A 10,957-nucleotide genomic window follows, 5' to 3' on the forward strand; every position below is an offset into this window, starting at 1 on the left:
GGGGCCGCCGGAGCGGCGTCCGGCGGCCCCGGCGGCGCCCTGCACGGGCTCGCGGCGGTCGTGATCGGCCTGGCCGCCGCGCTGCTGATGCTCCGGCACGCCGTCCGGCGGCTCGGCGGCGTCACCGGCGACGTCCTCGGCGCGCTGGTGGAGATCGCCACGACCGCCGCGCTGCTGGCCCTGGCGGCGCTCCCCTGACGGGGCAGGAGGCGCCCCGGCGGGTCAGGAGGTGAGGGCCCGGCGGGCGTAGGCGCGCACGTCGGCGTCCGGGTCGGACCGGGCGGCCCTCAGCGCCTCGGTGGTCTCGGCCGTGCGCGGCTGGGCCGACAGCGCGATCACGGCGGCCTTGCGGACGTCGAGGTGCGGGTCGTCCAGCGCCTTGATCAGCGGCACGGACGCGGCACCCGGGCCGGCCCCCGCGAGGCCCCGCGCGGCGCCTGCACGGACCTGCCACGCCGGGTCGTGCAGCGCCGCGGCCGCGGCCGCGTCCAGCGGCGGCGGGCATCCGACGGCCGCGAGGGCCTCGAAGGCGGCGGCGCGCACGAGGTCGTCGGCGTCGCCGACGAGGCGGCCGAGGACGGCGGCGGACGCCGGTGCGCCGATCGTGCCGAGCCCGTGCGCGACGGCGATCCGCACCTCCCGGGACACGTCGCCCGCCGCGCGCGCCACCCCGTCCGCCGCGTCGTGCGCGACCAGCCCGCGGACGGCCTGCAGCCGGACGCGGTGGTCGGGGTCGCCGAGCGCGGCGGCGAACACGTCCGCGCCGCCGAGCCGCAGCGCGCGCAGGACGTCCAGGACCGCGGCCCGCACCTGCGCGTCCGGGACGTCCAGGGCGCCGCTCAGCGCGTCCCGGACCTCGCCGGTGGCGGGCAGCACCTCGACGAGCTCGCGCAGCGCCGTCGCGGCGGCGTGCCGGACGGAGCCGTGCGCGTCGCCGAGCGCGGTGGCGAGGGCCCCGGCGACGCCGTCCGGGGCGACCTCGGTGAGGGTGGCGACGGCGGCGCGCCGCACCTTCGGGTCGGGGTCGGACAGGTAGGCGGCGACGGCGCCGACGTCCGGTTCGGTCTCGGCGAGCCGCTGCAGTTCCAGGAGCCGCGGGGACCGCCCGACCGCGGCCGCCTGACGGGCCCCCTCGGCCGGGCGGGCCGCGACCGCGACCCGCCCGGCGGACGCCGCGCCGAGGACCTGCGGCGCGGCGCCCTCCGGGACGGTGAACTCCTCGACGGGCACGAGGTACGGGGCGACCGGCCGCTTGACGAACTCCATCGCGCCGTCGTCGCGGCGCCGCAGGTTGAGGTGGAACATCCACTCCGCGTCGTCGCGCTCGGGCAGGTCGGCGCGGTCGTGGTAGAGGCCCCAGCGGCTCTCGGTGCGGGTGAGGGACGACCGGGCGGCCATCTCGGCGCAGTCGCGGATGAAGGTCACCTCGGCGCAGCGCATCAGCTCGTGCGGGGTCCGCGCGCCCATCGCGGCGATCTCGGTCTCCATCCGCGCGAACGTCTCGACGGCGATGTCCAGCCTGGTCCGCGTCTTCGGCGGCGCGACGTAGTCGTTGACGAACCGGCGCAGCTTGTACTCGACCTGCGGCTGCGGCGGGCCGTCGGGGTTGCGCAGCGGGCGGTAGATCAGCTCGTGCGCGGCACGGATCTGGTCCTCGGGCAGCGCGTCCGGCCCGCCAAGGTCGGCGGGCAGGTGCGCGGACGCGTGCGCGCCCGCGAGGTCGCCGAACACGAACGCGCCGATCATGTAGTTGTGCGGCACGCACGCCAGGTCGCCCGCCGCGTACAGGCCGGGGACGGTGGTGCGGGCGTTCTCGTCCACCCAGACGCCGGACGCCGAGTGCCCGCCGCACAGCCCGATCTCGGAGATGTGCATCTCCACGTCGTGCGTGCGGTAGTCGTGGCCGCGGCCCGCGTGGAACGTGCCGCGCGTCGGCCGCTCGGTCGTGTGCAGGATGCCTTCGAGCGCGGTCAGCGTCTCGTCCGGCAGGTGCGTGAGCTTGAGGTAGATCGGCCCGCGCGCGGAGTCGATCTCCCGTTTGACCTCGGACATCATCTGCCCGGACCAGTAGTCGCAGTCGACGAACCGGGTGCCCTCGGCGTTGACCTGGTACCCGCCGAAGGGGTTGGCGACGTACGCGCAGGCGGGCCCGTTGTAGTCCTTGATCAGCGGGTTGATCTGGAAGCACTCGATGCCGCTCAGCTCGGCGCCCGCGTGGTAGGCCATCGCGTAGCCGTCGCCCGCGTTGGTCGGGTTCTCGTACGTCCCGTACAGGTAGCCGGACGCGGGCAGGCCGAGCCGCCCGCACGCGCCGGTCGCCAGGATCACCGCACCGGCCGACACGGTGACGAACCCGCCGCTGCGGGTGTCGAACCCCACCGCGCCGACGGCGCGCCCGCCCGACGTCAGGACCCGCACCGGCATCACGCGGTTCTCGATCGTCACCTTCTCCCGGATGGAGCGCTGCCGCAGCACCCGGTAGAGCACCTTCTTGACGTCCTTGCCCTCCGGCATCGGCAGCACGTAGGAGCCGGAGCGGTGGACGCGGCGCACCGCGTACTCGCCGTGCTCGTCCTTCTCGAACTTCACGCCGTACTTCTCGAGCCGCTTCACCATCGCGAACCCGCGCGTGGCGGTCTGGTGGACGGTCCGCTGGTTCACGATGCCGTCGTTGGCGCGGGTGATCTCGGCGACGTAGTCCTCCGGCGTCGCCTTGCCCGGGATGACCGCGTTGTTCACGCCGTCCATGCCCATGGCGAGCGCCCCGGAGTGCCGGACGTGCGCCTTCTCCAGCAGCAGCACGGACGCGCCGTGCTCGGCCGCGGTGATCGCGGCCATCGTCCCGGCGGTGCCGCCGCCGATCACCAGCACGTCGGCGGCCAGCTCGCGCCGCTCGGTCGCGGCGGGGATCTCCATCACACGGTCTCCTTCGTCTCGGTCTCCCGCGCGCCGATCTCCAGTGCGTCGGCCTCCCGCGTGCCGGTCCCCTGTGCGCCGGTCTCCTGTGCGCAGGGACGCGCGCCCAGCGCCGCGAGGACCTCCTCGCGGGGCGCGCGCGCCGGGAACCGCGCGGTGACGCCGCCCGCGCCGAGCACGGCGATCCGGTGGCCGATCAGCAGCGCCTCGTCCACGTCGTGGGTGACGAACACGACGGTCGCGGGCGCGTCGGCGATCACGTCGAGGAGCAGCCGCTGCATGCTCGCGCGGGTCTGCGCGTCGAGCGCGCCGAACGGCTCGTCCATGAGGATCGCGCGGGGCCCGGCGGCGAGCGTCCGGGCGAGCTGGACGCGCTGGCGCATCCCGCCGGACAGCTCGCGCGGCAGCCGCCCGGCGGCGTCGCCGAGGCCGACCCGGGCCAGCCAGCGGTCCGCCGCCGCGCGCCGCGCGGCCCGCCGCACGCCGCGCAGCGACAGCGCCAGCTCGACGTTGCGGCGCGCGGTCCGCCACGGCAGCAGCGCGTCGTCCTGGAACATCAGCGCCCGGTCGGCGGACGGCCCGGTGACGGGCTCGCCGCCGGCGAGGACGCGCCCGGACGCGGCGGGCAGCAGCCCGGCGAACGCGCGCAGCAGCGTCGACTTCCCGCAGCCGGACGGCCCGAGCACGGCGAGGATCTCGCCGGCCTCGGCGGTGAGGTCGAGGCCGGTCACGACGGGACGGCCGCCGTAGGCGAGCGTCACGCCCTCGGCCCGCAGCTCGATCGCGCCGCCGGCGCCGCGCGGGGACGCGGGTCCCCGCGCGCCCCGGTCCGCTTCGCCCGTCATGAGCGCCCCTCCCTCGGCAGCCAGCGGGTCAGCCGGCGGCCGGTCAGCTCCACCGCGGCGGAGGTGAGGTAGCCGAGCAGCCCGATGGTGGCCATCCCGACGAGCACGCCGGGGTAGTCGACGATCGTGTACGCCTGCCAGGTCCGGTAGCCGACGCCGAAGTCGCCGGAGATCATCTCGGCGGAGATCACGCAGATCCACGCGACGCCCATCCCGATGGACAGGCCGCCGAACACGCCGGGCAGGATCCCCGGCAGCACGACCCCGGACAGCACGCGGACGCGGCTGCCGCCGAGCGTGCGGACGGCGTCCTCCCACACGAGCGGGAGGGCCTTCACCGCGTGCCGGGTGCCGACGAGGACGGGGAAGAACGCGGCGGCGAAGGTGATGAACACGATGCCCTGCTCGTTCGCGGGGAACAGCAGGATCGCGACCGGTACCAGCGCGATCGCCGGGATCGGCCGGGCCACCTCGAACAGCGGCTGCAGCAGGTCGCCCGCCCACCGGGACCGGGCGGTGGCGACGCCCGCGGCGACGCCGAGGACGGCGGCGAGCGCGAACCCGGTGAGGATGCGGACGAGGCTCTGCGCGACGTCCTGCCAGTACTGGGCGTGCTCGACCTGCCGGCCGAACTCCCGCAGGACGTCGGCCGGGCCGGGGAACCGGTCGAACCGGACCCACAGCCGGACGTTCGCCGCGGTCAGGAGCTGCCACACCGCGAGCGCGGCCAGGAGGGACGCGGCGCGGACGGGCCAGCGCAGGAGGCCGCTCACGCGCTCTTCACCGCCTCGCCGTAGGTGACGACCTCGGCGCCGGAGTGCGCGGCGATGTACTTCCGCGCGCCCTCGTCCGTGGCGAACGGCTTGAACCTCTCCCCCGCCTTGGCCGACGGGTCCTCGACCCAGACGTCCTTGTCGGCGAACCAGCGGGTGCCGGTCGTGGCGTCCGGGATGTAGGCGGCCCTGAGCCGCTTGCCCTGGCTCTGGAGCGCGCGCACGTTCTTCAGCAGGCAGACCGGGTCGGCCACCGGGCGCGTCCTCTCCTCGCCCTGCACCCACACCTCGCCGGCGGTCTTCGGGTCGTCCACCTGGGTCTTGCACACCTCGTCGGTCCCGGTGATGGCGGCGGGGTTGGCGGTGGACGCGGCGTCGTGGTCGTAGGACGCCCCGTACGCCTTCCTGATGTAGGTGTCGTTGATGAAGGGCCCGACTTCGAGCGGCGTCTGGATGACCCCGATGGACTTCAAGAACGGGACGTCGTGCACGAACGCGTCCTTCAGCCCCTGCTTGATGGTCGGGTCGAACGTGGCGACGCCGCCCGCGCCGTTGTAGAGGTAGACGGTCTCGGCGGGCAGCCCGGTGGTGGACGCCACCGACTCGGCCGCCGCCAGCGGGTGCGCGTGCAGGTAGTCGGTCGCGTCGATCTGCGCGCGCAGGAACGCGTCCAGCACCTTGCCGTTCTTCTTGGCGAACTGGTCGCGCACCACCACGCCGTGGAACGTCGGAACGTCGAGCTGGCCGCCGTCGTACAGCAGCCGCGCCTGCCCCTTGTCGACCAGCAGCCCGGGCCACGCGACGAACTGCGCGAACGCCGCCGCGCTGCCCGCCTGCAACGCCGAGGCGCCGACCGTGGGCTGCTGGTTCTCGACCTTGACGTCCTTGGCGGGATCCAGCCCGTACTTGCGGGCCGCCTGGACGAACGTGCCGTGGCCGGCCGAGCCGACGCTCGTCGAGACCGTCTTCCCCCTGAGGTCGCGCAGCGTCCTCGCCTTCGAGTCGGGGGCGACGACGACGCCGTTCAGCGAGCCGCGCATGTTGTAGCCGGTCACCGACACCCAGGAGGTCTTCGCGTCGCCGCCCTGCGCCTGCGCCCGCGACCCGTTGATCAGCAGCGGGTAGTCGCCCATCGAGCCGATGTCGATCTTCCCGGCGAGCATCTGCGCGGTGATGGGCGCGCCGGTGTCGTAGTCGCGCCACACCACCGAGTACTTCGTGCCGTCCTGCTTCCCGAGCGCCTTCAGCCGCTTCTCGAAGTAGCCGAGCGAGCGCAGCAGCGTCCCGGCGGTGACGGTGTTGATGGTCTTGGACTGGTACCCCACGACGATCTGCCCCGACCCGCCGCCGTCCGCGGCGTTCCCGGCCACGGTGCAGCCGGCCAGGAGCGGGAGGAGGGCGGCGCCCGCCGCCAGGGTCCCCTTCATAGCGTTCTTCGGTCGCATCGCGTTCTTCGCTTGCGTCGCGTTCATCGGTCGGGTCCTCAGCGCAGCAGGTACGGCATGTCGATGGTCACGGCCCCGGTCGGGCAGCGGTCGGCGCACGGCCCGCAGTACCAGCACTCGTCCACGTGCATGTACGCCTTGCCGGTCTCCGGGTGGACCGCGAGGGCGTCCAGCGGGCAGACGTCGATGCACAGCGTGCAGCCGTCGATGCAGAGCGCCTCGTCCACCGTCACGGGGACGTCGGCGCGGTTCTCCACGAGGGACATGGGTTCTCCAGTGGTGTGCGGGCATGCGGGACCCGCCGCGCGGCGCTGCGCGGCTTCGGCCGGACGGCCGGGAAGGAAGGGCGGGGCTAGGCGCGGCTCATGGAGCCGCTCATCGTGATCCGGTCGCCGCGGAAGCGGATGAACTCCAGGTCCACGGGGCGCCCGTCCGACAGGTGGGTGAGGCGTTCGAGCATCAGCAGGGCGGCACCGCGCGGGGCGTCCAGGGTGGCGGCGGAGTGCGGGTCGGCGTTGACCGCCTCCAGCGTCACCTCGGCCCGGCCGAGCGGCCGGCCGGCGATGCGTTCGAGCAGGACGAAGATGTCGTTGCGGACCAGGTCCTCGGCCAGCAGCGGCTCGCCGAGGTCGCGCGGGATGTAGGTGAGGTCGAGGGAGAGCGGCAGCCCGTTCAGCCGCCGGATCCGCTCGATGTAGACGACCTGCTCCCCGGCGGGCAGCCGCAGCCGGGAGGACACCTCGCGGGACGGGGTGAGCAGGCCGGTCGTCCGGACCTCGTTGGCGACCTCGCCGTGCTCGCGCAGCGTCTCGGCGAGGCCGAGGAGCCGCTCCAGCCCGTGCGGGTACTTCTCGGCGACCGCGTGCGTGCCGACGCCGGGGCAGCGCTCGATGAGGCCCTCGGCGCGCAGCAGCGCCAGGGCCTCCCGGACGGTGTTGCGGGACGCGCCGAACTCGCGGACGAGCTCGGCCTCGGCGGGCAGCGCGCCGCTGCGCAGGTCGCCGTAGAGCACCTGGCGGCGCAGGACGTCCGCGACCTGGCGGGCCCGGTCCGCGCGCGTCCGGCGCGGTTCGGCGGCGGCCGGCGGGGCCGGGGCGGCCGCCGTCCCCGGGGCCGGCGCGGTCGCCGAGCGGGTGTCGTCTCTCCTGGTCACGGCCATAAACCTACTAAAACGATGGGAATAGGTGAATAGGGGAGCCGTTGCGCCACCCCGAAAATCCACGGCACCCGCGTGACCTGCGCGGACGCGCCCGGCCTCCGCCGTCCCGCCACCTGCCGCGCCGCCTTCGCGCACCCTCCCGGGCCGCCTCCGCACCGCGCCCCGCGCCGACCCCGCACCGACCCCGCGCCGACCCCGCCGGCCGGGCGGCCCGGCGCCCGGCCCCGCCCGGAGGCCGGGTGATCTTCCGGCGCCGCGCGCCCGCGTCCGCGCCCGCACGGCGATCCCGGCAGGCAGCGGCGAGGTTCCGGGCCCGGCAATGCTTGATCCAAAAGGGCGAAACCGGTCACCGGGAGGACTAACATCGGACTACGTGACGAGCATCGGACTTGACAGCGCAGACCTGGCCGGCCTCGACGTCGACGCCATCGTGATCGGAGCCGTCCCGGCGGACGCGGGGGCCGCGCCCGCCGCCGGCGCCGGGGACCTCGACCGCGCCATGGACGGGAGGCTCGCCGCGGCGCTCGGCGCCCTCGGCGCCACCGGCAAGCCCGGCGAGATCACCAAGCTGCCCACGCTGGGCGCCGTCACCGCCCCGGTGATCGTCGCCGCCGGGCTCGGCGAGGACCCCTCCGCCGAGGACCTGCGCCGCGCCGCCGGCGCCGCCGTCCGCGCGCTGGCCGGCTCCGGGAAGGTCGCGGTCGCGCTGCCCGCCCCGTCCGCCGCCGAGGCCGAGGCGGTCGCGCTGGGCGCGCTGCTCGGCGCCTACTCCTTCGACTCCTACCGGACCGGCGACGGCCACAAGAGCCCCGTCGCCGAGATCCGGCTCGCCGCCCCCGCCGCCACCGACGTGGCCGTGGAGCGCGCCCGCGTGCTGGCCGACGCCGTCAACCTGGTCCGCGACCTGGTCAACACCCCGCCGTCCGACCTCACCCCCGAGGACCTCGCCAACGAGGCCGAGCGGGTCGCCCGCGAGAGCGGCCTCGGCATCGAGGTCCTCGACGAGAAGGCGCTCGTCGACGGCGGCTACGGCGGCATCACCGGCGTCGGGCAGGGCTCGGTGAACCCGCCGCGCCTCGTCCGGCTCGCCTACTCCCACCCCGAGGCGTCCAAGACGCTCGCGCTGGTCGGCAAGGGCATCACGTTCGACTCCGGCGGCCTGTCCCTCAAGCCGACCGGCTCGATGGACTGGATGAAGTCCGACATGGGCGGCGCCGGCGCCGTCCTCGGCGCGATGGCCGCCATCGCCGAGCTGGCCCCGAAGGTCAACGTCGTCGGCTACCTGGCCATCGCCGAGAACATGCCGAGCGGCAGCGCCCAGCGCCCGTCCGACGTGCTGCGCATCTACGGCGGCAAGACCGTCGAGGTCCTCAACACCGACGCCGAGGGCCGCCTCGTGCTCGCCGACGCGCTGGTCCGCTCCGGCGAGGACGCCCCCGACCTGATCGTGGACGTGGCGACGCTGACCGGCGCGCAGCTGGTCGCGCTCGGCAGCCGCACCGCCGGGGTCATGGCCAACGACGACGACGTCCGTGAGAAGGTGGTGGCGGCGGCCGAGCGCGCCGGGGAGGCGTCCTGGGGCATGCCGCTGCCGGCCGAGCTGCGCAAGGGGCTCGACTCGGCGGTGGCCGACCTGGCGAACATCAGCGGCGACCGCTGGGGCGGGATGCTGGTCGCCGGCGTCTTCCTGAAGGAGTTCGTGCCGGACGGCGTGAAGTGGGCGCACCTCGACATCGCCGGCCCCTCGTTCCAGCAGGGCGAGCCCTACGGCTACACCCCGAAGGGCGGCACCGGGGCGGCGACCCGCACCCTCGTGCAGATCGCCGAGGACCTCGCGGCCGGGATCCTGTAGCGCCCGGCGGGGATTCCCCGGGGGCCGCCCGGCGGCGTCCGGAGCAGGACACAATAGATTTCTCGTGGCGGTGGGGGCCGTTGCAAGGCCGTCCCGCCCGAGAGCGCCGCGGCCCGCGCGGCGCCGTCTCCGGGAAAGGGAGCGTCCAGTGGCGAATAACGGCCCCTACGACATCGTGGTCCTGGGTGCCGGCAGCGGCGGCTACGCGTGCGCGCTGCGCGCCGCCGAACTCGGCAGGTCCGTCGCGCTCGTCGAGCGCGACGAGTCGCTCGGCGGGACGTGCCTCAACCGGGGCTGCATCCCCACCAAGGCGCTGCTGCACGCGGCCGAGGTGGCGGACCAGACCCGCGAGGCCGCGAAGTTCGGCGTCAACGCGGTGTTCGAGGGCATCGACGTCGCCGGCGTGAACGCCTACAAGGACCGGGTCGTCTCCACGACCGTCAAGGGCCTGACCGGGCTGATCAAGTCGCGCGGCATCGAGGTCGTGCACGGCGAGGGCCGGCTGACCGGCCCGACGACCGTCGAGGTCCGCACGCCCGCCGGCGAGACCCGCGCGCTGGAGGGCCAGCACATCGTGCTCGGCACCGGGTCGGCGCCGAAGTCGCTGCCCGGCCTGGAGATCGACGGCGAGCGCGTCATCTCCAGCGACCACGCGCTGCGGCTGGAGCACGTGCCCGGCTCCGTGATCATCCTCGGCGGCGGCGTCATCGGCGTCGAGTTCGCCAGCGTGTGGCGCTCGTTCGGCGCCGACGTCACCATCGTCGAGGCCCTCCCCCACCTGCTGCCGCTGGAGGAGGAGTCCAGCTCCAAGCGGCTCGAGCGGGCGTTCCGCAAGCGCGGCATCAAGTTCGAGCTCGGCACCCGGTTCGAGAGCGCCAAGGTCACCCAGGGCGGCATCTCCGTCACGCTGGAGGGCGGCAAGGTCGTCGACGCGGAGCTGCTGCTCGTGGCGGTCGGCCGCGGGCCGGTCTCCGACGGCATCGGCCTCGCGGAGGTCGGCGTCGAGCTGGAGCGCGGCTACGTCAAGGTCGACGAGTACTGCCGCACCAGCGTCCCCACCATCTCGGCCGTCGGCGACCTGGTCGCCACGCCGCAGCTGGCCCACGTCGGCTTCGCCGAGGGCATCCTCGTCGCCGAGCGGCTCGGCGGGCTCACCCCCGCGCCGATCGACTATGACGGGGTGCCGCGCATCACCTACTCCGATCCCGAGGTCGCCTCGGTGGGCATCACCTCCGCGGTGGCCCGCGAGCGCGGGTACGAGATCAACGAGGTCACCTACGACCTGGCCGGCAACCCCAAGAGCAAGATCCTGGGCACGCAGGGCGAGGTCAAGGTGATCGCGGCCGTGGACGGGCCGGTCCTCGGCCTGCACATGGTCGGCGCGCGCGTCGGCGAGCTGATCGCCGAGGGCCAGCTCATCTACAACTGGGAGGCCCTCCCGAGCGAGGTCGCCCAGCTGATCCACCCCCACCCGACCCAGTCCGAGGCGGTCGGCGAGGCGCATCTCGCGCTCGCCGGCAAGCCGTTGCACGTGCACGGCTGAACAACCGCGCACAGTATTTCTCTAAGGAGTCGCTGAGAGCCATGCCGGTCTCCGTCACTATGCCCCAGCTCGGCGAGAGCGTCACCGAGGGCACCGTCACCCGCTGGCTGAAGAAGGAGGGTGAGCGCGTCGAGACCGACGAGCCGCTTCTCGAAGTGTCGACCGACAAGGTCGACACCGAGATCCCCTCGCCCGCCTCGGGCATCCTGACCAGCATCACCGTCGCCGAGGACGAGACCGTCGAGGTCGGCGCCGAACTGGCCGTCATCGGGGACGAGGGCGACGCCCCGTCCGGCGCCCCCGCCCAGGAGCAGGCGCCCGCCGCGCAGGAGGCCCCCGCGCAGGAGCAGGCTCCGGCGCGGCCGGAGCCGCAGGAGGCTCCCCAGCAGCAGGCGCCGCCGCCCGCCGCGTGGCCGCCGCCCGC

The 10,957-nt window shown here is 74.7% G+C and carries 10 protein-coding genes; 4 read left to right on the top strand and 6 right to left on the bottom strand.

What is annotated here, in order from left to right; all coding sequences use genetic code 11:
* Window positions 1-198, top strand: a 198-nt coding sequence (locus tag amrb99_RS48615) for an adenosylcobinamide-GDP ribazoletransferase (RefSeq protein ID WP_190868900.1), incomplete at its 5' end; no start/stop codon positions are given.
* A gap of 24 nt (window positions 199-222) precedes the next feature.
* Here amrb99_RS48615 and amrb99_RS48620 read toward each other — a convergent pair.
* The 6 genes from amrb99_RS48620 to amrb99_RS48645 form a co-directional block, all read right to left on the bottom strand.
* Window positions 223-2,916: a fumarate reductase/succinate dehydrogenase flavoprotein subunit gene (locus tag amrb99_RS48620; RefSeq protein WP_190868901.1), complete on the bottom strand. Its 2,694-nt coding sequence runs from the start codon at window positions 2,914-2,916 to the stop codon at window positions 223-225.
* Entirely contained in the window at window positions 2,916-3,761 is an 846-nt protein-coding gene (locus tag amrb99_RS48625) for an ABC transporter ATP-binding protein (RefSeq protein WP_190868902.1), read from the bottom strand. The genes amrb99_RS48620 and amrb99_RS48625 overlap by 1 nt, the downstream gene beginning before the upstream one ends.
* Window positions 3,758-4,534 (bottom strand): ABC transporter permease subunit, encoded by a 777-nt coding sequence (locus tag amrb99_RS48630; RefSeq protein ID WP_190868903.1) that lies wholly within the window; start codon window positions 4,532-4,534, stop codon window positions 3,758-3,760. The genes amrb99_RS48625 and amrb99_RS48630 overlap by 4 nt, the downstream gene beginning before the upstream one ends.
* A complete protein-coding gene (locus amrb99_RS48635; protein WP_241756659.1) occupies window positions 4,531-6,006 on the bottom strand; it encodes an ABC transporter substrate-binding protein in 1,476 nt (491 codons plus the stop codon). The genes amrb99_RS48630 and amrb99_RS48635 overlap by 4 nt, the downstream gene beginning before the upstream one ends.
* 11 nt (window positions 6,007-6,017) lie before the next feature.
* Complete coding sequence (locus amrb99_RS48640; RefSeq protein ID WP_151593689.1) at window positions 6,018-6,245, bottom strand: 4Fe-4S dicluster domain-containing protein; 228 nt, start codon at window positions 6,243-6,245, stop codon at window positions 6,018-6,020.
* Window positions 6,246-6,331: 86 nt separating this feature from the next.
* On the bottom strand, window positions 6,332-7,132 hold the full coding sequence (locus tag amrb99_RS48645) for a GntR family transcriptional regulator (protein ID WP_347257194.1): 801 nt from the start codon (window positions 7,130-7,132) through the stop codon (window positions 6,332-6,334).
* 379 nt (window positions 7,133-7,511) lie between these two features.
* Here amrb99_RS48645 and amrb99_RS48650 point away from each other — a divergent pair, with 379 nt between their 5' ends.
* The 3 genes from amrb99_RS48650 to amrb99_RS48660 all read left to right on the top strand — a co-directional run.
* Window positions 7,512-8,990 carry a leucyl aminopeptidase gene (locus amrb99_RS48650; RefSeq protein WP_347257195.1) on the top strand — a complete coding sequence of 493 codons (1,479 nt, stop codon included), beginning with the start codon at window positions 7,512-7,514 and terminating at the stop codon, window positions 8,988-8,990.
* 148 nt (window positions 8,991-9,138) lie between these two features.
* Window positions 9,139-10,533 carry a dihydrolipoyl dehydrogenase gene (lpdA, locus tag amrb99_RS48655; RefSeq protein WP_190868906.1) on the top strand — a complete coding sequence of 465 codons (1,395 nt, stop codon included), beginning with the start codon at window positions 9,139-9,141 and terminating at the stop codon, window positions 10,531-10,533.
* Window positions 10,534-10,574: 41 nt separating this feature from the next.
* Window positions 10,575-10,957 (top strand): biotin/lipoyl-containing protein (locus amrb99_RS48660; RefSeq protein ID WP_347257196.1); only part of this gene is annotated, 383 nt, incomplete at its 3' end.

It is taken from the genome of Actinomadura sp. RB99, from assembly GCF_014706005.1.
GTDB lineage: Bacteria > Actinomycetota > Actinomycetes > Streptosporangiales > Streptosporangiaceae > Spirillospora.